The sequence below is a fragment of the Nonomuraea sp. NPDC049607 genome (assembly GCF_040675375.1).
Classification (GTDB): Bacteria; Actinomycetota; Actinomycetes; order Streptosporangiales; family Streptosporangiaceae; genus Nonomuraea.
On the sequence record NZ_JBFAOV010000052.1, the window covers coordinates 23,661 to 47,034 of the forward strand.

The 23,374-nt window shown below is 69.9% G+C and carries 22 protein-coding genes; 9 read left to right on the forward strand and 13 right to left on the reverse strand.

The window, feature by feature from the left end; all coding sequences use genetic code 11:
* Positions 1 to 252: 252 nt before the first annotated feature.
* Positions 253 to 852 (forward strand): NUDIX hydrolase, encoded by a 600-nt coding sequence (locus tag AB0J97_RS47475; protein WP_364102774.1) that lies wholly within the window; start codon positions 253 to 255, stop codon positions 850 to 852.
* Positions 853 to 859: 7 nt separating this feature from the next.
* On the opposite strand, the gene AB0J97_RS47480 is transcribed toward AB0J97_RS47475, so the two are convergent.
* From AB0J97_RS47480 to AB0J97_RS47520, 9 genes are all read right to left on the reverse strand, one after another.
* Complete coding sequence (locus AB0J97_RS47480) at positions 860 to 3,712, reverse strand: CDP-glycerol glycerophosphotransferase family protein (protein ID WP_364102776.1); 2,853 nt, start codon at positions 3,710 to 3,712, stop codon at positions 860 to 862.
* Positions 3,713 to 3,813: 101 nt separating this feature from the next.
* A complete protein-coding gene (locus AB0J97_RS47485) occupies positions 3,814 to 4,128 on the reverse strand; it encodes an MGMT family protein (RefSeq protein WP_357708314.1) in 315 nt (104 codons plus the stop codon).
* Positions 4,116 to 4,475 (reverse strand): hypothetical protein, encoded by a 360-nt coding sequence (locus AB0J97_RS47490; RefSeq protein ID WP_357708315.1) that lies wholly within the window; start codon positions 4,473 to 4,475, stop codon positions 4,116 to 4,118. The genes AB0J97_RS47485 and AB0J97_RS47490 overlap by 13 nt, the downstream gene beginning before the upstream one ends.
* A 56-nt stretch (positions 4,476 to 4,531) precedes the next feature.
* A complete protein-coding gene (locus tag AB0J97_RS47495; protein WP_364102780.1) occupies positions 4,532 to 5,701 on the reverse strand; it encodes a S8 family serine peptidase in 1,170 nt (389 codons plus the stop codon).
* Positions 5,677 to 6,477 (reverse strand): hypothetical protein, encoded by an 801-nt coding sequence (locus AB0J97_RS47500; protein WP_357708317.1) that lies wholly within the window; start codon positions 6,475 to 6,477, stop codon positions 5,677 to 5,679. The genes AB0J97_RS47495 and AB0J97_RS47500 overlap by 25 nt, the downstream gene beginning before the upstream one ends.
* Positions 6,478 to 6,635: 158 nt before the next feature.
* Positions 6,636 to 7,856, reverse strand: coding sequence for a S8 family serine peptidase (locus AB0J97_RS47505; RefSeq protein ID WP_364102783.1), 1,221 nt, complete (start codon positions 7,854 to 7,856; stop codon positions 6,636 to 6,638).
* Positions 7,850 to 8,572 carry a hypothetical protein gene (locus AB0J97_RS47510; RefSeq protein WP_357708320.1) on the reverse strand — a complete coding sequence of 241 codons (723 nt, stop codon included), beginning with the start codon at positions 8,570 to 8,572 and terminating at the stop codon, positions 7,850 to 7,852. The genes AB0J97_RS47505 and AB0J97_RS47510 overlap by 7 nt, the downstream gene beginning before the upstream one ends.
* 46 nt (positions 8,573 to 8,618) lie before the next feature.
* A complete protein-coding gene (gene moeZ, locus AB0J97_RS47515) occupies positions 8,619 to 9,800 on the reverse strand; it encodes an adenylyltransferase/sulfurtransferase MoeZ (RefSeq protein ID WP_364102787.1) in 1,182 nt (393 codons plus the stop codon).
* Between the two features lie 43 nt (positions 9,801 to 9,843).
* The gene (locus tag AB0J97_RS47520; protein WP_357708322.1) at positions 9,844 to 10,749 is read right to left on the reverse strand and encodes an alpha/beta hydrolase; all 906 of its coding nucleotides are present in this window, start codon (positions 10,747 to 10,749) and stop codon (positions 9,844 to 9,846) included.
* Positions 10,750 to 11,525: 776 nt separating this feature from the next.
* Between AB0J97_RS47520 and AB0J97_RS47525 the strand changes: the two genes are divergently transcribed.
* The gene (locus AB0J97_RS47525; RefSeq protein ID WP_364102790.1) at positions 11,526 to 11,918 is read left to right on the forward strand and encodes a hypothetical protein; all 393 of its coding nucleotides are present in this window, start codon (positions 11,526 to 11,528) and stop codon (positions 11,916 to 11,918) included.
* A 446-nt stretch (positions 11,919 to 12,364) separates the two neighbouring features.
* Positions 12,365 to 12,769, forward strand: a complete 405-nt coding sequence (locus AB0J97_RS47530) for a hypothetical protein (protein WP_364102793.1) — start codon at positions 12,365 to 12,367, stop codon at positions 12,767 to 12,769.
* Between the two features lie 359 nt (positions 12,770 to 13,128).
* Here the strand turns inward: AB0J97_RS47530 and AB0J97_RS47535 are convergent, their stop codons facing one another.
* The 3 genes from AB0J97_RS47535 to AB0J97_RS47545 form a co-directional block, all read right to left on the reverse strand.
* Entirely contained in the window at positions 13,129 to 13,455 is a 327-nt protein-coding gene (locus tag AB0J97_RS47535) for a hypothetical protein (RefSeq protein WP_357708325.1), read from the reverse strand.
* Positions 13,456 to 13,824: 369 nt separating this feature from the next.
* Positions 13,825 to 14,208 carry a hypothetical protein gene (locus tag AB0J97_RS47540; protein ID WP_364102796.1) on the reverse strand — a complete coding sequence of 128 codons (384 nt, stop codon included), beginning with the start codon at positions 14,206 to 14,208 and terminating at the stop codon, positions 13,825 to 13,827.
* Between the two features lie 1,394 nt (positions 14,209 to 15,602).
* Positions 15,603 to 16,520, reverse strand: coding sequence for a Ku protein (locus AB0J97_RS47545; RefSeq protein WP_364102799.1), 918 nt, complete (start codon positions 16,518 to 16,520; stop codon positions 15,603 to 15,605).
* A gap of 81 nt (positions 16,521 to 16,601) precedes the next feature.
* Between AB0J97_RS47545 and ligD (AB0J97_RS47550) the strand changes: the two genes are divergently transcribed.
* The 5 genes from ligD (AB0J97_RS47550) to AB0J97_RS47570 all read left to right on the forward strand — a co-directional run bounded on the left by ligD (AB0J97_RS47550) (position 16,602) and on the right by AB0J97_RS47570 (position 19,662).
* Positions 16,602 to 17,483: a non-homologous end-joining DNA ligase gene (gene ligD, locus AB0J97_RS47550; RefSeq protein ID WP_364102802.1), complete on the forward strand. Its 882-nt coding sequence runs from the start codon at positions 16,602 to 16,604 to the stop codon at positions 17,481 to 17,483.
* Complete coding sequence (gene ligD / locus AB0J97_RS47555) at positions 17,480 to 18,355, forward strand: non-homologous end-joining DNA ligase (RefSeq protein ID WP_364102805.1); 876 nt, start codon at positions 17,480 to 17,482, stop codon at positions 18,353 to 18,355. The genes ligD (AB0J97_RS47550) and ligD (AB0J97_RS47555) overlap by 4 nt, the downstream gene beginning before the upstream one ends.
* Before the next feature lie 33 nt (positions 18,356 to 18,388).
* Positions 18,389 to 18,610, forward strand: a complete 222-nt coding sequence (locus AB0J97_RS47560; protein ID WP_364102808.1) for a hypothetical protein — start codon at positions 18,389 to 18,391, stop codon at positions 18,608 to 18,610.
* Between the two features lie 109 nt (positions 18,611 to 18,719).
* Complete coding sequence (locus AB0J97_RS47565; protein ID WP_352319259.1) at positions 18,720 to 19,340, forward strand: TetR/AcrR family transcriptional regulator; 621 nt, start codon at positions 18,720 to 18,722, stop codon at positions 19,338 to 19,340.
* Positions 19,341 to 19,431: 91 nt separating this feature from the next.
* Complete coding sequence (locus AB0J97_RS47570) at positions 19,432 to 19,662, forward strand: DUF3107 domain-containing protein (protein WP_357708335.1); 231 nt, start codon at positions 19,432 to 19,434, stop codon at positions 19,660 to 19,662.
* Positions 19,663 to 20,432: 770 nt separating this feature from the next.
* On the opposite strand, the gene AB0J97_RS47575 is transcribed toward AB0J97_RS47570, so the two are convergent.
* Positions 20,433 to 21,086, reverse strand: a complete 654-nt coding sequence (locus AB0J97_RS47575) for a ferritin-like fold-containing protein (RefSeq protein ID WP_357708336.1) — start codon at positions 21,084 to 21,086, stop codon at positions 20,433 to 20,435.
* Between the two features lie 350 nt (positions 21,087 to 21,436).
* On the opposite strand from AB0J97_RS47575, the gene AB0J97_RS47580 reads away from it, so the two are divergent.
* Complete coding sequence (locus AB0J97_RS47580) at positions 21,437 to 23,284, forward strand: DEAD/DEAH box helicase (protein WP_364102813.1); 1,848 nt, start codon at positions 21,437 to 21,439, stop codon at positions 23,282 to 23,284.
* Positions 23,285 to 23,374 lie beyond the last annotated feature (90 nt).

Genomic DNA, 23,374 nt, shown 5'->3' on the forward strand with positions numbered 1-23,374 from the left:
CTGACCACTCACAGCACTAGATTCCACCAGACCACAGGGACAGATCGTGCCGTCTTGCCCGGCCTCCCCCGCGATCCGCCCACCGTATCGAGGCAAATATCCGAATATCGTGCGACACGCCGGGGCCCGGGTTTCGCCGTGAGCGTCCCGCCGCCTCGGACGATGCAACGATCAGCACGATTGCCCCACACACGCAGCGTTGTCTCTTGTAACGTTGGGTTGATACCCGTGCCTCTGCTGGGGGTTGGTCACATGCGCTGGCAGGTCCACTCCGAAACGTCGCTCTACGCCGACCAGTGGCTGGACATCCGGATCGCGGATGTGGAGCTGCCCGACGGGCGGCACCTCGATCACCGGCTCGTCCGCACCGCACCGGGCGCGGGCGCGGTCGTCACCGACGAGCAGGACCGGGTGCTGCTGATCTGGCGCCACCGCTTCATCACCGACAGCTGGGGCTGGGAGGTCCCGCTCGGCCAGGTCGACGAGGGCGAGATGCCGATGGTGGCCGCCGCCCGCGAGGTCGAGGAGGAGACCGGCTGGCGTCCGGGGCCGCTGCGCCCGCTGATGTCCGTCCAGCCCACCAACGGCTTCACCGACAGCCTCAACCACATCTACCGGGCCGACTCGGCCACCCACATCGGCCCGCCCAGCGACCCGTGGGAGGCCGAGCGGATCGAGTGGGTGCACCTGTCGGGCATCCGCCGCCTGGTCGAGGCCGGCGAGATCGTGTGCGCCACGACCCTGTCAGCGCTGCTCTACCTGCTCGTTGAGCACCTTCCCGCCCCGCCGCCCACCTTCGGGTACGACGCCGGCAAGCCCTTCATGCTCTCGGACCTGCCGATCGACCTCTGAGCCGCCCTCAGGAGAACAGGTGGTCGACCACGCGGGCCGTCGCCTTGCCGTCGTCCTTGGGCGCGAACGTGGCCCGGAAGGCGTCGTAGCGGTCGGCGTGCGCGGCGGCCACCTCGTCGATGGAGCGCAGCGCCTCGATCACCTCGGCCGACGTCGGCAGCACCGGGCCGGGCGCCTGTTCGGGCAGGTCGAGGTAGAGCCCCCGCTTGGAGGAGTACTTCGCCAGGTCGTAGCCGTAGAAGACGATCGGCCGACCGGTGGCGGCGAAGTCGAACATGACCGAGGAGTAGTCGGTCACGAGGACGTCGGTCACCAGCAGCAGATCCGCCATGTCCGGATAAGTCGTGACGTCGTGAGCGATGTCGGGGACGGCGGGCATGGCCTGCATCGGGTGGGCGCGTACCAGGATCTCGTGGTCGGCGCCCAGGGCCTCGCGGGCCTTGGCCAGGTCGAGCTTGACCATGGCGTTCTTGCGGTCGTAGTCGCGCCAGGTCGGCGCGTAGAGCACCACCCGCTTGCCCTCGACCAGCCCGAGCCGCTCGCGGACGGCTGCGGCCCTGGCCTCGCGCTCGGGCGAGTTGAGCACGTCGTTCCTGGGCAGGCCGCTCTCCAGGATCTCGCCCTTGTAGCCGAAGGCCCTGCGCAGCACGGTGGTGGCCCACGGCGACTGCGACAGCAGCACGTCCCAGCCGCGCACCTCGGCCGCCTGCCGGTGCCAGATCGGCGGCCGGGGGTCGCGGGCCATGTGCGGCTGGTCGTTGCCGATGCGCTTGGCCGGGGTGCCGTGCCAGGTCTGCAGCACGACCTGGTCCTCGCGGGCGCGGAACCAGGCGGGCAGGAACGAGTTGGTGACGATGTGGCTGGAGCGGGCCAGCGCGGCGTGGTGCTCGCGGCTGCCCGCCCGCACGGCCCGCGCGCCGCCCGGCGGCACGAACGCGGCGTCCTTGACGATCCAGATGTGCTCGCGGTCGTCGCCCCTGCGCAGCCGCTCCTCGTAGATGGCGCGCACGCTGTCGGCGTAGAGCCGGCCGTCGTTGACGACGTAGACGGTCGCGTCGTGCAGCGGCTCGGTGCGCTGGGCCGGGTAGAAGACGCGGCGCAGCACGTGGGTGCCAGCCACGCCCCGCTCGTCGTTGGGACGCTCCTCCTCGACCGTGATCACCGGCACGTCGAACCGGGTGGAGATCATCCGGTACGCCCGGCCGTCGGCCGTACGCGGCTCCTCGTCGAGCCCCGGCAGGGCGGCGTGGTCCATCCGGAACGGCACGATCTCGCCCGACGGGTGCCGGAAGGACATGTTCCAGCTGCCCGCCGCCAGCGGCACGGACTCGCCGAAGCGGTCCATGGACGAGGGCGTCACGCGTACGGAGAAGTCGTCGCCCGACCGCTCCATGGGCAGCGAGTACATCAGCCCCGACCGGTGGCGCAGCGTCAGCACCCGGGGGCCGGGCGCGTCGGGGTAGTTGCCGCGCAGGACCAGCGTGGAGCCCTCCCAGACCGCGGAGGTGATCACGGGCCGGATGCGGTGGGCGGAGACCACGACACGGTCGCGCCGGTCGCCGAGCACGGTGATCTCCCGGTCTCCCACCGGGGTGCGCGTCTCGACCAGGTCGGCGAGCATGACGGAGGCCGCCGGATCGCCCTTGGGCTCGACCCAGAGACGCCGCCCGTCCTTCTCCTGGAGCAGGGCGGGCACGGCCAGCCCGATCAGCACCTCGGTGCCGCCGCCGGACGGCGTGAAGTCGGCCGCGATGCGGTGGCCGCCCAGCCTGGCGTGGCCCTTGGTCACGCTGCGGCCGGGCAGGAAGATCTTGAGTTCGAGGCGTTCGTCCTGGACGGACACGCCGGTGAGCTCGGCCCTGTTGGGCTGGAGCACGACCTGGAGCGCGCGGTCGGACGTCCAGACCGGACGGACCCACCAGCCGGGCCGCAGCTTGAGCCCGGCCGGGCGCTCGGGCCTGCCGATGGCCGAGCCGCGCAGCAGGCCGATCGCCCGCGCGCCACGGCTCCAGAAGACGATCTCGGCCCGCCAGGTCGTCGCGTCGGGCACCCCCGGACGGTGGCGCAACCGCCGCCGCACCGCGTGCACCATGCCGCGCACGGCCCCGCGCCAGCGCAGCGGCCAGGGGCTCAGCTCGGCGGTGAAGCCGGACCAGTCGTAGTTGCAGCCGGGCTCGCGGGCCCCGTGGGTGGCCTCGGGCGCGAGCACCCGCTTGGTCCGCATGCGGATCGGCGGCAGCCAGCGCGGCCCGCGCAGCACCACGGTCGCCCAGTTGAACCTGCGGCTCCGGACGGACAGCCCGGCCAGGTAGGCGAAACCGGTGACACGCAGTTTGCCGTCGACCCACACGATGTCGTCGATGTGGGTCACCGGCACCATGTCGGCGCGGCGCAGCCGGTAGAGGTCGGGCGGCAGCTCGTCGCGGAGGGGCAGGTCGGCGTACCAGCTCAGGCCCTTGCGGATGCGCTTGGACGGCTCGGCGGCCGCGGTGACGACCTTGACCAGCGTCTCGCCGTCGATCAGCTCGTCGTCGGGACGGTGCTCGATCAGGTGGCAGATGACGCGGCGGGCGACGGGCAGGTCGCGCTTGACCTCCGCGGACACGCCGGCCAGGTAGGGGCGGATCAGGGTGAGCAGCTCGCGGCGCCGCGCCGGGCCGCGCTTGACCGCGAGGTCGATGCGCGACCCCAGGGGCCCGCTGAGCAGCTCGGTGTCGAACGCCGCGTCGCGGCCGCCGGGCCCGGCGGCACGCATGACCGCCTCAAGAGGCTCGCCACGATCGCAGAGATCCTGGACAGCCTTGAGGCGGTCGGCGAGCGTGTCGCCGCTGTGGCGCTGGGCTGTGACGCCGGTGGCCATCGTGGAGGCACCGCCTTTCGGGCCTGTCAGTGTTCAGCCCATGGTAATGGGAGTCACATGTCACAGAATCGCCTCAACAGCGAAACCGCAGGTCAGACACCTTACTGAAAATCCGCTGAACGCCCGTCCCAGCGGGCCCGCCTCATGTCGACGCGTTCGCCGCGCAGCGGGGTGCCCTCCTCCTGCCAGTGGGCCAGGCATCGTCGCAGGTGGTCGGGGGCGGCGCCGCTGCCGTCGGCGTGCACGACCCGCCACCACGGGACGCCGCCGCCCAAGGTGGACATCACCTTGCCCACCTGGCGGGGGCCGCCCTCGCCCAGGTATTCGGCGATGTCGCCGTAGGCCATGACCTTGCCGGGCGGGATGCGCTCGACCAGGTCGAGCACCCGCTCGGCGAAGGGGTTCAGGGGGTCCATGCGGCCGGGCCCGCGTCGATGATCTCCTCGAACTTGCCGATCTCCATCACCGTCCCGCCGGACAGTACCTCGATCACGCCGTCGCGCAGCGCGTAGACCTCGCCGTCCTCGCCCACCAGGCGGGCGCCGAGTGCGGCCGACAGCCGCAGGAGCTGGGCCACCTGCCAGTCGGAGCCGGGCTCGCCCACGACCTGGCCCTGCCAGCGCGCCACCGCGTGCCGGCCGCCGTCGTGGCCGGCCACGATCTCCTCAGATCCGCGCAGCTCGAAACCGGCCGGCGCGATGGCCTTCGCGAGCTCCGCGAAGGCGAGTGGCGACTCGCGCACCACCCGCAGCTCGTATCCCATGACGCGCGACCATAGCGGATCTTTACCCTCCACGCGGACGAAGTACGAGCGGTTCATCACTCCTTGCGCTGATTGAGAACGATGATCGCCCCGCAGAACGTCACCAGCGCGACCAGGACACCGCCTCCGTACAGCCACAACCGCCACGGATCGGCCCCGGGACGGCTGGGCACCGGGGAGTCCTCGCCCCGGCCGAAATGGTCCTTGCCGGAGGCCGCGACGCTGCGCTGCTGCCCGGCCAGGCGCTCGGCGGCGTTGAGCGCGGCCCCCGCGTCCACCACGCCGAACCCGGTGTTGTCGTCGTAGCCCGCGGCCGGACGGCCCCGCGCGCTGGAGGCCAGCGCCTGGGCCACCTGCTCGGGCGGCAGGGCGGGGTAGCGCGACTTGATCAGCGCGGCCACGCCGGCCACGAGCGCGGCGGCCGAGCTGGTGCCGTCGGACAGCTCGTAGCCGCTGGGCCGCTTGACCACGGGCACCTGCACGCCCGGCGCGCCGACGAGGACCGACAGGTTGTCGCTGCTGAACGTGGCCTTCCTGCCCTGCCTGTCGGTCGCGGCGACGCCGATCACGCCCGAGTAGCCGGCCGGGAAGCTCCAGAACGAGGTGCCCTTCTCCTTGGCGTACGGCGTCTGGCCGTCGTTGCCCACGGCGGCCACCAGCACGACGCCCTTGCTCAGCGCGTACGACACCGCCTCCCGCTCGGACCTGACCGGGCCGTAGGAGCCGATCGACATGCTGACCACCTGGACACCGTGGTTGGCCGCGTACCGCAGGGCGCGGGCCAGCGAGCTCTCGGGCGACAGGGCGTCCGTGGGCGGGAGCAGGTCGAGGTCCGGCTCGTCGTCGGTGACCAGGGGCAGCGACAGGATGCGCGACTCGGGCGCGACGCCGATCAGCCCGTCGTCGGCGCCGGAACCGGCGATCAGCGCGGCCATGGCGGTGCCGTGCCGCCCCGGGCGCACCTCGCGGGCCACCGCGCCCGAGCTCATGTCGGGCCCGGTCGTCACCCGGTCCTTCAGCTCCTTGATCCCGGTGTCCACCGCACTGTCCACGACGGCGACCGTGACGCCCTTGCCCTTGGTCACGTTCCACGCCTGCTCGACGTTGAGCGCGTCCAGCACCCATTGCTGCTGGTCCCTGACCGGGGCGGCCGTGGGCCCGAGGAGGACGAGCAGCGTGGCCGTGAGCGCCCGTACGGCGGTCAGCACACGTTCCCCTGGGTGCACGGCGGGACCTTGGGGGGATCCGCCAGGAAGTAGGCGATCTGGTTGCCGACGGACTTGGCCGCCGGCCAGAGCTCACTGTGCAGGATCTCCTCCGGGGGGATGGCGGCCCTGGTGCGCCCGTCGGCGTACCCGGCGGTGGAGAAGACGATGTACGGCCCGGCGCCCACCCAGCCGGTGCGCTGGCGCTGCTCGGTGCCGAAACGTTCGGTCACGGTGCCGGGGAAGGCCACGGGCAGCACGCCCACCCGGTCGTCCTGGCCCAGTTGCTCGCTCGCCGACACCCTGGACTCCTCGTCCTTCAGCACGGCCACGCCGACGGTGATGACGAAGGTGGAGGTCTGGTCGACGTACGTGGCGCGCAGCATCGTGACGCACCCGTGGCTGTCGAGGACCCCGGCGACGGAGGCGTCCACGCCCTTGCCGCACTCGGTCTCGGGGGCGATGCCGACCCGTCTGGCGTACTGCTGGGCGCGGTCGAGCCCGAGGTACTTGACCTCCTCGGGGAAGACGCCCGTGGCCGGCCACGCCTGCCAGCGCCTGGCGATCTCCTCCTGCTTGTACTGGTTCTGCTCGGCCGGGGTCAGCGGGCGCGAGCGCGTCTCGTTGAGCAGGCCGATCGTGCCCAGCAGCACCACGACGGCCGACACGGCCACGATGGCGCCGACCAGCACGACGAAGATGCGCCGAAAGCGCATGCCCTGCTGGAGGGCCGCCAGCTCGGCGCGTTCCTTGGCCGCGGTGCGCGTACGGGAGTTCGCCGCCGGCCAGGCACGCACACGTGACCGGCGGCCGGTCGACGCCCCGAGCGGGTTGCTCCCTCCCGGTGTGGCCTCGCCGGCGCGCGGTAGCCCTGAGGTCGACCTACGTGCCTTCACCACCCTGGCCTCGCTCCCGCGTTCGGTCGGTGTCTATTTCGTCCCCGTTAGGCGGCGGATCATGCGTCGTGTGCGTCGTGGTCGCGTCGTACGCGTCTGACCAGGAAGAATATGACTCCCAGCGACGCGAGCGCCCCGGCCGCGGCCCCGGCGGAGACGGCCGCGTAGATCGTCACGCGGCGGCGGTCCCTGGTGGTGACCTTGATGGGCCCGGCGGGGCCGCCCGCCAGGGGCTTGGCCGGGTCCTGGGCCTGCGGGCCGGTCGCGGTCTCGGTGTGCGTGGCCAGGCGGGCGGCCTCGGCCAGGGCTCTGCGGGCGTTGACGACGCCGAAGCCGGTGCCGGTGTCGTAACCGCCGGGCGGCCGGTCATCGGCGCTGTCGGCGAGCGCCTGGACGACCAGCGGCGACGACATCTGCGGAAACTTCGCCTTGATGAGGGCGGCCACCCCCGAGACGAGCGCGGTCGCCTGCGAGGTGCCCCGGCCCACCCAGTACTCGTCGCCGGGCCCCGCGCCCATGATGTCCACGCCCGGCGCGGCCACCAGCACCGAGGAGTTCCAGTTGGAGAACGTCGCCCGGCGCAGCCGCCGGTCGGTGGCCCCCACCGACACCACGCCGGGGAAGGACGCCGGGTAGGAGTAGGGCGCGAAGTCCCCGCCGGTCTTCCTGTCGCCGTCGTTGCCGGCCGCGGCCACCAGCACGACGCCCCGGGAGATGGCGTACCGGATGGCGGACCGTTCCTCCTTGGTCGCGAGCTCCTTGGAGATCGACATGTTGATGACGTCCGCGCCCTCGTCGACCGCGTAGCGGATGCCCCTGGCCACGACGTCCTCGAAGCGCTCGGCCGAGTTGAACTCCCTGAACCCCGGCTCCTCGTCCTCCAGGATGACGCGTACCGACAGGATTCCGGCCTCCGGCGCGACGCCGATGACGCCCTGCCTTCCGCCGGGCCCGTGGCCGTGCCCGGCGATCAGGGAGGCCATGTACGTGCCGTGCAGCCGCCGTGGCGCGACCCCCGGCGGGTTCGCGCCCTCGGTGAGGTCGCGGCCCACGGTCACCGAGCCGGCCAGGTCGCGGTGGGCCGGATCGACCCCGGAGTCGAGCACGGCCACGGTGACCCCCGCGCCCTTGCTGGTCCGCCAGGCCGCGGGCAGGTCGAGCGTCTCGATGACCGCCCGCTGGCCCCCGCGCACGTCGTCGTCGGCGAAGGCGGGCAGGACGGCGGGGGTTGCGGAGACCACCACCCCGGCCAGCGCCGTCGCCGCGCCGCGCCTCAGCACCGCCACTCCTCGGCCGCGCAGTCGGGCATCCTGGGGGTGCTCAGGTCGAGCAGCACGCGTTCGGACAGCTCGGTGGCGAAGGCGAAGATGGCCGGTCGTGACTCGCCGGCCGTACTCGCGGGCCGGCCGTCCACCTGGCCCGCCGTGGTCAGCACCACGTACGGCCCCGCCTGCCGCACCGACCCGGCCTGCCGCATGGACGACGTGAACCGTTCGGCGACCGTGCCCCTGAAGGCCAGCGGCCGCACCCCTGGCACGGGCTTGCCGTTGTCGGCGAACGCGCTCCTGGCCCGGACGGCGCGCGACTCGTCGGGCAGCGCGACCACGCCGACGGTGACGAGCACCCCGCGCAGCGCGTCGATGTAGGTGGCCCGCAGCACGCCTCTGCATCCCGCCTCGCGCAACGTCCTGACCGCCTTCACGTCGAGGGACTCCGCGCCGCAGCCGGTGTGCGGCGAGATGCCGATGCGCTCGGCCCGTTCCTGGCCGCCCTGCTCGGCCGCGTACGGCAGGGCCGCAGGGAAGACGCGCCCGGCGGGCCAGGCGCGCCAGCGTTCGGCGACCTCCCGCGTGGCGGCGGCCCGCAGCTCGGACGCGCTCGGCCCGCGGGTCAGCTCGGTGCCCGCCGCGCTCCCGGCCACCCCGGCGGCCACCGCGCAGACCAGGGTCAGCGCGGAGGACACCACCAGAGTGGGCCAGGGGCGGGCGTGGTTCACGACACCGACCTTAAGCGCCTCGGCGGACGGTTCCCCGGAAAACGCCTCAGTAGCTGGGCAGGCTGGGGTCGACGGTCTTGACCCAGCTCAGCACCCCGCCGCCGACGTGCACCGCGTCGGAGAAGCCCGCGTTCTTGACGATCGCGAGCGCCTCGGCCGAGCGGGCGCCCGACTTGCAGTGGAGCACGATGCGCTTGTCCTGGGGCAGCTTCTCCAGGGCAGAGCCGTTGAGGAACTCGCCCTTGGGGATCAGCGTGGCGCCCGGGATGGAGACGATCTCGTACTCGTTGATCTCGCGGACGTCGACCACGTAGATGTTGTCGCCCTTGTCCATCATGGACTTGAGCTCCTGCGCGGTGATCGTGGAGCCGCTGGCGGCCTGCGCGGCCTCGTCGGAGATCGCGCCGCAGAACGCCTCGTAGTCCTCGAGCAGCTCGGTGACCGTCGGGTTCTTGCCGCACAGCACGCACTCGGGGTCCTTGCGGACCTTGACGTCCCGGTACTTCATCTCCAGGGCGTCGTAGATCATCAGCCGGCCGACCAGCGGGTCGCCGATGCCCGTCAGCAGCTTGATGGCCTCGTTGACCTGGATCGAGCCGATCGACGCGCACAGCACGCCGAGCACGCCGCCCTCGGCGCACGACGGCACCATGCCGGGAGGCGGGGGCTCGGGGTAGAGGCAGCGGTAGCAGGGCCCGTGCTCGGCCCAGAACACGCTGGCCTGACCGTCGAAGCGGTAGATCGAACCCCACACGTACGGCTTGCCGAGCAGCACGGCGGCGTCGTTCACCATGTAGCGGGTGGCGAAGTTGTCCGTGCCGTCGACGATGAGGTCGTAGGCGGAGAAGATCTCCATGACGTTCTCGGTGGTCAGGGCCGCGTTGTGGACGACGACCTCGACCAGCGGGTTGATCTCGCGGACCGACGCCGCGGCGCTCTCGGCCTTCGGCCTGCCCACGTCGGACTGGCCGTGGATGATCTGGCGCTGCAGGTTGGACTCATCGACGACGTCGAAGTCGATGATGCCGAGGGTGCCGACACCCGCCGCCGCCAGGTACATCAGGGCGGGCGAGCCCAGGCCGCCGGCGCCCACGCACAGCACCTTGGCGTTCTTCAGCCGCTTCTGCCCGGCCATCCCGACATCGGGGATGATCAGGTGGCGCGAGTAGCGGCGCACTTCGTCTACGGTCAGCTCTGTGGCCGGCTCGACCAGCGGTGGCAACGACACGTTCTACGCTCCCGTTTCAGGGGGTCACATCTCTAGCTGAAACCTACTCGGCGAGTGGGGCATTCCCCAATCTCGTCTCACCGATCAGACGGCGTGCCTCCGCGGCCACCACTCGCGGCATCTCCATCATCGCCACGTGACCCGCCGTCGGCAGCAGCACGAGCCTGACCTGCCGGAACGTACGGGCCGCCTTCGCCGCCATGGCCGGGCGCACCAGACGGTCGTGCCGGCCGTGGACGATGAGGGTCGGCGCCTCGACCTTGGCCGCCTGACGCCACAGGGTGTCCTCGCCCCGCCGGAAGTACTCGGCCACGATGCCCCTCGCCGAACCGATCATGGCCTCGCCCGCGTACGGGACGTCGTCGCGCCGGCGCAGCTCCTCGACGGCGTCGGCCAGGCGGACGGGGTGCACGGCGTTCATGTTCGCCCAGACCATGGCGAAGGAGGCGTTGATGCGCTGCTCGGCGGGGAGCAGGCGCAGCTTGCCCGCGACCCACTCGCCCACCCTGGGCACGGCGGCGGCGGCCACGCGGACCGGGCCGTACCTGGGGAGCAGGTCGGGCAGGGCGGGCGAGACCAGCGTGAGCGAGCGGACCAGGTCGGGCCGGGACGCGGCGACCCGTACCGCGACCGCGCCGCCCAGCGAGTTGCCGAACAGGTGGGCCGGGCCGGTGTGCTCCAGCAGTCCGATCACCGCGGCGGCATGGCCGGCCACGGTGTAGTCGCCGTCCTCCGGCGCCGGTGAGAAGCCCGCGCCGGGCAGGTCGAGGGCGTGGCCGGTGACGGTGTCCTTGAGCTCGTCCATGAGGTCGGTCCAGTTGGTGGCCGAGCCCGCCAGCCCGTGGACGAACACCGCCTGCTCGGCGGGACCGTCTTCGGGGGTGGATCGCACGTACACCGAGCCGATCATGCGTCCCGGCCAGTGAGGGATCGGCTCCGCCGCTGTCATGACGTCCTCCTCGTTGCTCTTCCACGATAACCAGCGCGCTCAGGCGGGCTCTGCATTCCGCGACTATCAGAGCATCGATGGACATACAGGACGCAAGGGGGTGTCATGCCCCTCCAGCCGCATCGGTGGGCACGTCCGCGCGGGCGGACATGTGGGACCAGCCCCGAAATTTCCGCTCATAGAGATCTAATGGATCTCTTGGCAGCTTAAGTGTGCGGCAAAAGCTGTCTGTCACCGTTTACCGGGGTCAGTACGGGTAAGCATCAGAAGCGGATACAGTGCGCGACTCACCGGACACTCTCCGTCAGCTATCGGAAGGTCGCGGCCACTGGAATTCCATCGGGGAAGCGTCATGGCGTTCCCCGAACGATCCCGACGACAGCATCGTCCCGCTTTTCTCATGTCCGGCGCATCGGTGTGCCGCGGCGAGCATTTTCAGCGAGCCGTCAATACACGCATAGCCGCCGCCTTCCGGCGCGTATGGCCATGCCGTCATTCCATGAGAAAAGCGCGGGCGGTGCTGCCGGAACCCGATGTGATGGGCACTCCGTCATATGTACATAATCGGACATATCATGGCATTTCATTCGATAGAGCTGTAATGCAAGCAATAAGATTGCTAATGCATAGCAAAATAGGGCCACTCCTGTTTGTTGTAGCTCTGTCCCGGAAATGACATTTCACGGATGGCTCATCAGCTAGTCGTTCAAGACCTGTTTCCGGGTCTCTCGGGAACGTCGAGAACGGGGCAACCAATCCTTTAGGGGGAAAACGCAATGCCCAAGCTCAAAAGTGTTATCGCAGGTCTCGCCGTCAGCACCGCGCTGACCGGCGGCGTGGTCAGCCTGGGCGCGACGACCACCGCCAACGCGAGCACCGCCAACAACGTCACCAGCCCGACGACCCTCAGCTGGGGCGATGGGGACGGCCACGGCTGGTGGCACCGTCGCCACCACCGCTGCAACAGGAACCGCCACGGCTGGGGCGGCGGCTGGGGCGGCGGCGGCTGGGGCTGGGGCGGCGGCGGCTGGGGTGGCGGCTGGCGCCGGCACCGCGGCGGCGGCGTCTGCGTCAGGATCTTCAACGAGAACACGAACGACAACGTCGAGACGAGAACCAACAACGAGCTGCGCGAGAACCGCGAGAACCGTTGGAACCGCGAGAACTGATCGCTCGGGGATGGCGCCCGTGATCCATGGATGGTCGCTCTTCACGGCGAAGTGAATTCGACCGGCGAGTACTGGGCTCCCAGGAAGTGACCGCACCCGGACATTGCGGGGCCGCCTGAGATCCCTTTCTCTTCTGTCACCGCGGCAATTCCCGGTGAGGGCTCCACTGGCATTCTGCCGGTGGGGCCCTCACTGCGTTTTCCCTCAAATGCGCGCTCCGCCCACCCCCTCGCCCTACCGAGTCCGAAATGTCCGGTTATGCACCATGATGCGCCATAGTGTCGGACAAGAGAGGACAATGTCCGTTTGTGGGGTATTCGGTGGGATATATCCCTAACATGGATGTTCGCTAGCGGGCATCCACGCCGCTCCGACAGAAGTCCAGAAAGCTCGGATTTCGCGGAGCGACGAGTACGGGGCAATCAATCCTTTTAGGGGGAAACACAATGCCCAAGCTCAAAAGTGTTATCGCAGGGCTCGCCATGGGCACCGCGCTGACCGGCGGTGTGGTCAGCGTAGGCGCGGCGACCACCGCCACCGGGGCCAACGCCGCCAGCGTCACCGGCTCGGCCACCGCGGCCACCCTCGCCGGCTGCTTCCGGGAGACCCGGTGCGGCTGGGGCGGCTGGGGCCGCAGCTGGGGCAACCGCTGGGGTGGCGGCTGCCACCGCCGCTGCGGCGGCGGCTGGGGCTGGGGACGCGGCGGCGGCTGGGGCTGGGGACGCGGTGCCGGCTGGGGCTGGCGTCGTAACAACACCCCCCGGGTCCGCGTCGTCATCCACAACACGAACCACAACAGCAACCACAACAACGTGCAGCGGCACGACGACCGCGAGCACAACGACAACTAGGCGGGAGGTCTCACCCGGTGAGAGCCCGCTCAGCGAGAGCCTCGCCTGAGAAGTGAGACCACGCCGACACGGAGGAGTGCCCGCATCCGGCCGATCCCGCTCTCGACGGAGAGCGGGGATCACCCCCCGGATGCGGGCACTCACCTTGTCCCCCGCCCTCCCCCGCCCTCCAGACGCCCCCAAGGGCCTGCCCTACAGGATGCGTCACCCGGTCCCGAGACCGTACGGACAAGAAGGTGAGACGAGTGAGTGCCCGCACTCCCTGCCGAGAGCTCGTTCTCAAGGGGAACGAGGGTTCGGCGGAATGCGGGCACTCAGTTGCGCGATCGTGGTTCGCGCCCCGGATTCAGAGCCTCTGGTCAGCGCCAGTCACGCTCGACGTCGTCGTCAGCGCGAACCTGCTGACGAGCGTCACGCGCGAGCACGTCGTGGTTCCGGTTCCGGTTGACGATGATGATGCGGATCCGAGGGAGCCGGTGGCGACGCCAGTTGTTGCGCCAGCCCCAGCCGCCGCCGCACCAGGAGCGACGGAAGCAGCCGGACAGAGTGGTGGTGGTCGCCGCGGCGGTGACGTTGGTGGCGGCTTCGGCGCTGGTGGCCGTGGTCGCCGCACCGAGGGCGATCATTCCGCCGCTCAGCGCCGTGCTCATGGCGAGGCCTGCGATAACACTTTTGAACTTGGGCATTGCGTTTCCCCCTAATGGTTTGGATGCCCCGTTGATCGACGCTTCCGGATTCCCAGGAAACGACGTGGACGGTATGGCTTGCCTTGCCTGCCATCCATGACCTTGATATATCCCCATGTATGGCCAGCAAACCGCAATTGTCCACTTTTGCCGGTAGGCACAGATTTGCATGGTAAGTCGCGCTGGAAACGCAGGTGAGGGCTTCCCGGCCGATGCCGATGAAGCCCTCACCAGAATTTCCGAAGGGACGGAGAGAACGATTCCTCCAGCGCGCCGGCCGCGATTCAGACCGTTGTCCGAGCCCGGTACCCGGTGGTCGAATTCAGCGCGGCGCCGCCTTCATGAGGACGACGGTTCCCTCCCCGTTCGTCAGCCCCAGTCGTCGCGGTCGTGGTCGTGGTCGTGGTCGCGGTGGCGGATGAGAGGCTTCACGTCCTCCCGCTCCGTCACCCGGTTACGGTTGAAGTTGCGGTTGTGGATGCTGACCTTCACCTTGCCGACGCGGTTGCCGTTGCGGCGCCAGCCCCAGCCGCCACCGCCCCAGTTACCCCAGCCACCGCCGCCGCCCCAGCCCCAGCCGCCGCACCGCGACCTGCGGAAGCAGCCGGCCTGGAAGCTGGTGGACGTGACGACACCGGCGCTGGTGGCGGCGTCGGCACTGGTCATGGTGGTCGCCGCACCCAGCGCGACGACACCGCCGCTCATGGCCGTGCTGACGGCGAGGCCTGCGAGAATACTCTTGAGCTTGGGCATTGCGTTTCCCCCTAAAGGATTGGTTGCCCCGTTCTCAACGCTCCCCGGTTGCCAGGGAACTGCCCTTGGACGACCTGTGATGAGCCATCCGTGAAATGTCATTTCCTGGACGCGGGCATGGCAACACAGAACCGCCGCCTTTTTGCTATGCATTAACAGCCTTATTGCTTGCATTAAACAATTATTGACTGATATGCCATGATATGTCCGAATCTATCATGATCGCCGGAGGCGGGTCGGCCGAGCGGAGTCTGAGGGATCCGGAAATCCGACACCCCTCTCCAGCGGCGAGGCCCAGCCGATTCACGGCGGGCAATTGGTGCCACTTATTGCGATATGAAGATAATGTCCGCTTTATGGCTAATGAGCGCTATGTGAGCCCGAGACGCTGTGCCCACCTCCCCACCAACACGCCCGCAAGCCGTAGAACCCCAAGACCGTAGAACCCGCAGGGCCGTAGATGCGGGAGCCCAGAACCCGCAGGGGCGTAGAACCCGCAAGGCCGTAGAACCCGCTGGGTCGTAGAAGCTTCAAGGCCGTAGAACCCGCTGGGTCGTAGAAGCTACAGAGGCGTAGAAGCTGGGAAACCGTAGAGCCCGCAGGCCGTAGATGCCAGGGGGCGGTGGGGGCAGCCGAGGTCAGGGGATCGTCAGCACGTCAGCCCTGGAGCGCTCGGCCCCCTTCCAGCGGCGCAGGTCGTCGCCGCGCCGGTGGTGGCCGCCTCCTTCGCTGTCGCGATCTCCGTCGCCCTCCGCAACCCCACGGGCAGACGGGCGTCCACCACAGCGCGGGCTGACGCTGCACACAAAGGTGGGAATCGCACGCGAGAGCGGGATCGCACGCGAGGGCGGGATCGCACGGAAGGGCGGGATCGCACGGAAGGGCGGGGATCGCCATCGGTCCGCCCTACTCCCCGCCTCCTCTCCCAACCGGGCCGACAGGCACCCTCGTCGGCCGGCACCTCAACTGGCGGGTGACCCTCGCCGCCGTCGCCGTGCTCACCGCCACCACCGCCCGGGTTCTATATGCCGCTTCTGACGCCGCACACGGCCTCCGGCCGGCTCGCCTCGGCCGTTGCCGGCTCCCCCAGCGGGTAAGCGCTACGTGTCCGCCGGATGGGCCCCTGCTTGCCAGCCGCTCTGCCCCTCCTAGAGGGTGATCGCCGTCTTCAGCTCCCGAGGCCGCCGAGCAGACGACGTCGGCGGGTTCACCCATGAGACGGTGCCGCCCTTACGGAATTGGGCAGCCGGTCACCCGACGCGGCCCCCACGCCCTCGCCGACGGGTCTGCCGACCGCGCCGATCCTCACGGTGGTCGGGCGGATGTGCCCACGGTGAGTTGGGGGCGTACTGGCAAGGGGCCGGCAGGCGTACTCGCGGTGGGCCGACGGCTGGTCAGGCGGACTTGCGGGCCTTGCGCTTGGGGGGGGCCTTCTCCTCTTCCTTGGCCTCCTTGGACTCTTTGGACTCTTTGGCCTCTTTGGCCTCTTTGGAGGACTTGCCGCCCGCCGCCTTCTTCGGTTTGGCCGGTTCCCCGGTCCGCTCCCGCTTCGCCGCCTCGACGCTGGCGCGCAGGGCCGCCATGAGGTCCACCGCCGGCCCCGCCTCTTCCTCCTCAGGCGCCGCCACGACCTCCTTGCCCGCCACCTTCGCCTCGATCACCTGCTGCAACGCCTCGCGGTACGTGTCGTGGTACTCGCTCGGGTCGAAGTCCGACTCCATCGTGGTGATCAGCGACTCGGCCATCTTGAGCTCCTGCGCCCGGACCTCGATGTCCTCCTCCAGGAACTCGAAGTCGGGGGCGCGGATCTCGTCCGGCCACAACATGGTCTCCAGGACGAACACCCCATCCCGTACGCGCAGGGTGGCCAGCGACTCCCGCTGCCGCAGCGCCACCTTGACCACGGCCACCTGCCCCGAGCTCTCGAGGGCGTTCCGCAACAGCACGTACGGCTTCGCGCCCTGGGCGTCGGGCTCCAGGTAGTACGACTTGGCGAAGTAGATGGGGTCGATCTGCTCGGCCGGGGTGAACTGGAGGACGTCGATCCTGCGCGACGTGCTCAGCGGCAGGTCCTCGAAGTCCTCGTCGGTGAGCACCACCATCTCGCCCGAGGCCAGCTCGTACCCTTTGGCGATGTCCGCGTACGGGACCTCCTCGCCGTCGACGGTGCACACGCGCTTGTAGCGGATCCTGCCGCCGTCCTCCCGGTGGACCTGGTGGAAGCTGACGTCCTTCTGCTCGGTCGCCGAGTACAGCTTCACCGGGATGGTGACCAGCCCGAAGGAGATCGCGCCCTTCCAGATGCTGCGCATGGGCACTCCTCAGCAGTAGCGGGCTCACCATATGGGCACATACCCGTCATGGGGCAAGGAATGCCATACCCGGTTGAACCAATGCTGGCCGTACCTGGGGAACTACCCTCCGATCGTGACCGGTACGGCCTGGAGGTCAAGTGGGACGGCATCCGCGCGCTCGTACACCTCACCGACGGACTGAGGGTGACCGGACGGCACGGCGTGGAGTACACCCGGCGATACCCCGAAATTTCGGGGTTCGGGGTTAAGAACGCCGTCATCGACGGCGAAGTCGTGGCTCTGGACCAGCGAGGCAGGCCCAGTTTCGTCCGGCTCCAGCATCGTATGCACCTGACCGATCCCGAATCGGCCGTGCTGGAGCTCTACCCCGTCACGTACATGCCCTTCGACCTGCTCTGCCTGGACGGCAGGCCGCTGTTCGACCTGCCGTACCGCGACCGGCGCGCGCTCCTCGACGAGCTGGACATCGGGGCGCCGCCATGCTTCCCCGGGGACTCCGACCTGCTCACCGCCACGCGGGAGCAGGGCCTTGAGGGCGTGGTGGCCAAGCGTCTCGACTCGCCGTACCGGCCGGGCGTGCGCTCGCCGTGGTGGATCAAGGTCAAGCACCTCAGCACGAGGGACGTCGTGATCGGCGGCTGGAAACCCGGCAAAGGCCGCAGGGCGAACGGGATCGGCTCGCTCGTCATGGGCGTCTTCACCGGTGAAGGGCTGACGTACGTCGGCCACGTGGGAACCGGGTTCACCGACGCCATCCTGGACGACCTCCACCAGGCGCTCCAACCTCTGGAGATCCCGCGCAGCCCCTTCACGAACGCGGTCCCGTGGAGAAATCGGTGGGTTAGGCCCGATCTCGTCGGGGAGGTGGGCTACACGATGTGGACCGACGAGCTGCGGCTGAGACATCCGGTCTGGCGCGGACTGCGTGCCGACAAGGTCCCCGCGGAGGTGACGTTGTGAAGAAGGTGCCGGTCAGGGTCGACGGGCGCGAGCTGACGCTGAGCAACCTGGACAAGGTGCTCTACCCGGAGATCGGCTTCACCAAGGCCGAGGTCATCGACTACTACAGCCGCGTGGCCCCCGTCCTGCTGCCGCACCTCGCGGGCCGGCCCCTGACCGTCAAGCGTTACCCGAACGGCGTCACCGGACAGTTCTTCTTCGAGAAGAACGCGCCCGAGCACACCCCCGAGTGGGTCAGGAAGGTCAACCTGCCCGCCCCCGGCAGCACCAAGAACCGCGGGACCATCGACTTCGCCGTGGTCGAGGACCTGCCGACGCTCGCCTACTACGCCAACCTGGCCGCGCTGGAGCTGCACGTGCCGCAGTGGCGCGTGGACGATGACGGCACGGCGCTGCCGCCCGACACGCTCGTGTTCGACCTGGACCCGGGCGCGCCGGCGACCATCGTGGAGTGCTGCCGCGTGGCGCTCATGCTGCGCGAGCTGCTGAAGGACGAAGGGCTCACCGCCAGGCCCAAGACCAGCGGCAACAAGGGCATGCAGCTCTACGCCGACTGGGACTGCCGCGAGGAGCCCTCCGCGTACGCCAAGAGGCTGGCCCAGACCCTGGAGAAGGAGCACCCGAAGGAGATCGTCAGCGTCATGGCCAAGAAGGCCAGGCCGGGCAAAGTGTTCATCGACTGGAGCCAGAACAATCCGTCCAAGACCACCGTGGCGCCGTACTCGCTGCGGGCCAGGGAGCGGCCGACGGTCTCGACGCCGCTGCTGTGGAAGGAGGTCGAGGGCTGTGAACACCCCGATGACCTGGTGTTCACCGCGCCTGACGTACTCGCCAGAGTGGAGAAGCACGGCGACCTTTTCGGCCGGGCGTAGTCTGGACCCGTCCACACCAAGAGGGGGACCGAGATGTCGGAAATGGACACCCGCGGGGACGAGAATGTCTACGACGAGGAGGAAGAAGAAGAGGAATTGTCGCCGGAGACGCCCGAGGCCGACGCCGCCGAGCAGCATCGCGAGGTCCGGCAGGAGGCCGGCGGGGCGCGCCGCGAGGTCCCGCTCGACGCCGACCCCGCCGACGCCGCCGACCAGGACCGCGTCGTCGACTATGACGACGACGACTACCGCTGAGCCACGGGCCACCCGCCAGACCGAGCGTGTATGACGATGACCACCGAGGTGTCGACCGGCCGCACGTAGGATGTCGGCACAGTTCGCTGAGAGACCAATGGAGACCCGCGTGACCGCAACCCCGGACGCGAAGCCCCGGGGCACCCGGCTGCCCCGACTGGCCCGACGCCGGCAACTGCTGAGCGCCGCGCAGGAAGTTTTCGTGGAGAACGGCTACCACGCGGCCGCCATGGACGAGATCGCCGATCGGGCCGGTGTCAGCAAGCCGGTGCTCTACCAGCACTTCCCCGGCAAGCTGGAGCTCTACCTCGCGCTGCTCGACCTGCACGTCGACGACATGGTCAACCGGTGCCGCGAGGCCCTGGCCTCCACCCACGAGAACAAGCTGCGGGTGCAGGCCACGTTCAGCGCGTTCTTCGACTTCGTCTCCACGCAGGGGGAGGCGTTCCGGCTCGTCTTCGAGTCCGACCTGCGCAACGTCGCGCCCGTGCGCCAGCGGGTGGAGCGGTCCCTCCAGGAGTGCGCCGAGATGGTCAGCGCGGTCATCCAGGAGGACACCGGCTGCACCAGCGACGAGGCCCACCTGCTCGGCGTCGGCCTGGTCGGCATGGCCGAGGTGAGCGCCCGCTACTGGGTCACCGCGCAGGGCTCGATCCCCAAGGACGCGGCCGAGCAGCTCATGGCGCGGCTTGCCTGGCGGGGGATCAGCGGTTTTCCGCGTACGGCATAACCCGTTCGCTGGGCGCGATCATTCACCGTCTCCGGGCCTCGGAGCGGCGACGATGGGACTGAGCGCTAGCCCAGTCGACTAGGGAGCCACGATGGAAGTCAAGATCGGCGTACGCTCCGTACACCGCGAACTCGTTGTCGAGACCGACCTCTCCGCCGAGCAGGTCGAAGAAGAGATCAGGAACGCGCTGTCGGTCGATCGCGGCGTGTTCGCCATCACCGACGTCAAGGGCCGGCGCGTGGTCGTGCCGGTGGCCTCGTTGGGGTTCATCGAGATCGGTGAGGACGAGTCCAGGCCGGTCGGCTTCGGCGGCACCCTCTAACCCACCCACCAGGGGTACGGCCAACCGCCGTACCCCTCACGAGGCCCACGGCACACCTCATCACGCCCCACCAGGCCCAGGGCTCCCGCGCACCACAGCGCAGGGGGCCCATCCCCTCACGAAGGCCCAGGGCTCCCGCATCCCAGGGAACCCAGCGACCTCACGAGCCACACCCCCTGCCCTGCGTATGGGCACCACTCCGGCGCCACGGTCAGGCGTGCCGGGCTCCGACGGGCCGGAGGTCTGACGTGGCGGCGGTCTGATGTGACGGGTCAGGGGCGCCGAGGCCAGGTGAGCCGAGGTCAGGGGTGGCCGGGGTGGTCGCGTGGGTCCGTGAGCCGGCAGCCTCGGGCGGGACGGCGCCGGTCGGCGTCATCCCGTTTCGGCTCGCCCGTCGGACACTCAGCGCTCCCCCTCCGCAACACAGCGCGCGAGGTCCAGCGATTCGGCCCACATCTCGTCAAGGAACTGCCGTAGCGGCGCGAGGCCCTCATGTCTGGCACGTTACATCCCTTTTGTACCCTCGCCCCCCTCCACGACCAGACCGGCATCTTCAACATCTGCAAGCCGTACCGAAATGCTCGACGCCCCGGCCCGCGAGCAGCTCCCGCCGGGTGACCAGCTTGAGCATCGCCCGCCCCCTCGATCCCGTACGGCGGGCGGTCCGGCCCCCGAACTCCTCGCCCCCGCGCCAAGCACGTCATCGACCTCCACCATCGCGGCGGCTCCCTCCCCGGACGCCACAAGCTCTCGTGAGCGTCGATGGGGAGCTAGATGCCGAGTGCGGCCATCCGCTTGTTGTGCGCCTCCGTCAGGGTCGCGAAGAGGCGTGAGATGTCGGCCGCCTCCCCGCCGGCCGCCTTGGCCGACTCCACCAGCAGCATCGCCAGCTCCGGCCGCGCCGCCGCCACCTGCTGCCCCTGGCTGAGCGCCTCGCCGACGAGCCGCCGGGCCCACAGCGCCAGCCGTCCGCCCGCCGTGGGATCGGCCTCGATCCCCGCCCTGACCCGCTCGACGGCGAACTGCGACCGCGCCTCGTCGACCAGCACCTCGTCCACCAGCTTGCCGATCGACGGTTCCAGGTGCCGGGCGGCCTCGCGGTAGAAGTCGAGCGCGATCCCGTCCCCCACGTACGTCTTGACCAGGGCCTGCAGCCAGTCGGCCGGCCGGGTCTGGGCGTGCCAGGCGTCCAGGGCCGTCACGAAGGGCGTCATCGCCTGCTCCGGATCGGCGCCCAGCTCGGCCAGGCGGTCGCGCAGCAGGCGGAAGTGGGCGTACTCGGCCGCGGCCAGCTCGCTGAGCGCGGCACGGTCGGCGAGCGAGGGTGCCAGGGTGGTGGCGTCCTCGGTCATCCGGGCGTACGCGCTGAGTTCCGCGTAAGCTAGAACACCGAGCAGGTCGACGACTCCAGGAGACTCCTTCATGGGGGCAGCGTACTTCGCTGAATCTTCGGGAACATAAGCGAGCTCGGCCAGCGTTGTGGTATCGAGTACACTGCTCTGTGAAAGTGCGACCGCACTGTGTTAGTTCGGGGGATTCCCCCGATAACCCCCGATTCCCCGGGTGCGCGGTCGCGATGACGCGAGAGGGCTGGCTCTACCGCGAGGACCCACGTAACGGGGGCTGTTTTTCCGCCCGTCGGTCCCGGCAGGCCCGCCTTCATTTGAGACTGAGGCAGGCCACGCTGACGACTTTCCGAGACCTCGGAGTCACACCAGAAATCGCCGATGCCCTCGAGACCGAGGGTATCGTCACACCGTTCCCCATCCAGGAGATGGCGCTACCGCTCGCCCTGAGCGGCCAGGACCTCATCGGCCAGGCGCGCACGGGTACGGGCAAGACCTACGCGTTCGGCATCGCGATGCTCCAGAGCATCGGCAAGCCGCGCAAGAACCGCAAGAAGCCCCGCGGGCTGGTCGTCGTGCCGACCCGTGAGCTGGCCGTCCAGGTCAGCGAAGACCTGGTCACCGCGGCCGGCAAGCTCGGCTCGCGGGTCCTGACCGTCTACGGCGGCCGGGCGTACGAGCCGCAGATCGAGGCGCTCAAGGCCGGGGTCGACGTCATCGTCGGCACCCCGGGACGTCTGCTCGACCTGGTCAAGCAGAAGCACCTCGACCTCAGCCAGGTCACGTCCCTCGTGCTCGACGAGGCCGACCGGATGATGGACCTGGGCTTCATGCCCGACATCGAGCGGATCTTCAAGCTGATCCCCGCGGAGCGGCAGACGATGTTGTTCTCGGCCACCATGCCGGGCGAGATCGTCTCGCTGTCCCGCAAATACCTCAACCGTCCCACCCACGTACGCGCGGAGATGGAGAGCGGCGAGGGCGAGGCCACCCCGCAGGTGCGTCAGATCGTCTGGCGCGCCCACCGGATGGACAAGATCGAGATCGTCGCCCGGCTGCTCCAGGCCGAGGGCCGCGGGCTCACCATGGTCTTCTGCGAGACCAAGCGGGCCTGCGACATGGTCGCCGAGCAGCTCGACACGCGTGGTTTCGCGGTCGCGGCCGTCCACGGCGACCTCGGTCAGGGCCAGCGCGAGCAGGCGCTGCGGGCCTTCCGGGCGGGCAAGATCGACGTGCTGGTGGCCACCGACGTGGCGGCCCGCGGCATCGACATCGACGACGTCACCCACGTGGTCAACTACGACTGCCCCTCCGACGACAAGACCTACGTGCACCGCATCGGCCGTACCGGCCGGGCCGGGCGCACGGGCATCTCGGTCACCTTCGTGGAGTGGGAGGAGCTGACCCGCTGGAAGATGATCAACCAGATGCTCGGCCTCGACTTCGCCGAGCCGGAGGAGACCTACTCCACCTCACCGCACGTCTACACCGAGCTGAACATCCCCGCGGGCACCAAGGGCGTCCTGCCGCACGCGAGCCGTTCGCGCGCGGGGCTGTCGGCCGAGCGCATCGAGGACCTCGGTGAGACCGGCCGGGCCCGGACCCGCGGCGGCAACCGCCGTCGCGAGGAGCGGGAAGAGCGCGAGGAGCGCCCGGCCCGCGCCACGCGCCAGCGTCGCCGCACCCGCGGCGGCAGAGAGCTGGCCGAAACCGCACCCGAGACGCCGGAGGTCGAGATCGTGGCCGCCAAGACGGAGGAGACTCCCGCCATCTTCACGCCCGACGAGGTCCAGGCCGCAGAGCCGAAGCGCACGCGCGTCCGCAGCAGGGGGGCCGCGTCGTCGGCCATCGAGCAGGCGCTGACCGAGACGCCGGAGACCCCGGCGAAGCGGACCCGCTCCCGCAGGGCCGACCAGGCCGAGGCCCCCGACATGCGTTCCCGCGAGAAGGCCGCCGAGGCGCCCTCCAGGCGCCGTGCGGCCGAGGCCGCGCCCGAGCCGGTCGCCGAGCCGGTCGTGGAGCCGGTCGTGGAGCCGGTGAGGGCGCCGGTCGTGGAGTCCGTGCCGGAGCCGAGCTTCCTGGCCACGCCTCCGCCGCCGGTCCGCCAGGAGCCGGAGCGGATCATCCCGCCGAGCCCGTTCGCGGTGATCTTCCAGTCGCCCGACCTGGCCACGGACGACGACGACATCGCGCCGTCCGCGGCGACCGAGCGCAAGCAGCAGCGCCGCCAGTCCCGTGGCGGTGGCGGCGGCGGCAACCGCCGCCGCGCCGGCTAGCGACAACATCGAGAAGGGGCGCGGCCCGGTGGCGGGGGGCGCGCCCGCGCGGCGGGGGCGGGGGCCGCCGCGGCGGGCGCGGCGGGGGGC

Coding starts and splice junctions, on each gene's coding strand:
- AB0J97_RS47530 (WP_364102793.1), top strand. CDS start 12,365: ATGCCCAAGCTCAAAAGTGTTATCGCAGGGCTCGCCATGGGCACCGCG.
- AB0J97_RS47540 (WP_364102796.1), bottom strand. CDS start 14,208: ATGCCCAAGCTCAAGAGTATTCTCGCAGGCCTCGCCGTCAGCACGGCC.
- AB0J97_RS47480 (WP_364102776.1), bottom strand. CDS start 3,712: ATGGCCACCGGCGTCACAGCCCAGCGCCACAGCGGCGACACGCTCGCC.
- AB0J97_RS47485 (WP_357708314.1), bottom strand. CDS start 4,128: ATGGACCCCCTGAACCCCTTCGCCGAGCGGGTGCTCGACCTGGTCGAG.
- AB0J97_RS47520 (WP_357708322.1), bottom strand. CDS start 10,749: ATGACAGCGGCGGAGCCGATCCCTCACTGGCCGGGACGCATGATCGGC.
- AB0J97_RS47560 (WP_364102808.1), top strand. CDS start 18,389: ATGTCGGAAATGGACACCCGCGGGGACGAGAATGTCTACGACGAGGAG.
- AB0J97_RS47575 (WP_357708336.1), bottom strand. CDS start 21,086: ATGAAGGAGTCTCCTGGAGTCGTCGACCTGCTCGGTGTTCTAGCTTAC.
- AB0J97_RS47535 (WP_357708325.1), bottom strand. CDS start 13,455: ATGCCCAAGTTCAAAAGTGTTATCGCAGGCCTCGCCATGAGCACGGCG.
- AB0J97_RS47475 (WP_364102774.1), top strand. CDS start 253: ATGCGCTGGCAGGTCCACTCCGAAACGTCGCTCTACGCCGACCAGTGG.
- ligD (WP_364102802.1), top strand. CDS start 16,602: ATGCTGGCCGTACCTGGGGAACTACCCTCCGATCGTGACCGGTACGGC.
- AB0J97_RS47490 (WP_357708315.1), bottom strand. CDS start 4,475: ATGGGATACGAGCTGCGGGTGGTGCGCGAGTCGCCACTCGCCTTCGCG.
- AB0J97_RS47545 (WP_364102799.1), bottom strand. CDS start 16,520: ATGCGCAGCATCTGGAAGGGCGCGATCTCCTTCGGGCTGGTCACCATC.
- AB0J97_RS47525 (WP_364102790.1), top strand. CDS start 11,526: ATGCCCAAGCTCAAAAGTGTTATCGCAGGTCTCGCCGTCAGCACCGCG.
- AB0J97_RS47580 (WP_364102813.1), top strand. CDS start 21,437: ATGGCGCTACCGCTCGCCCTGAGCGGCCAGGACCTCATCGGCCAGGCG.
- AB0J97_RS47570 (WP_357708335.1), top strand. CDS start 19,432: ATGGAAGTCAAGATCGGCGTACGCTCCGTACACCGCGAACTCGTTGTC.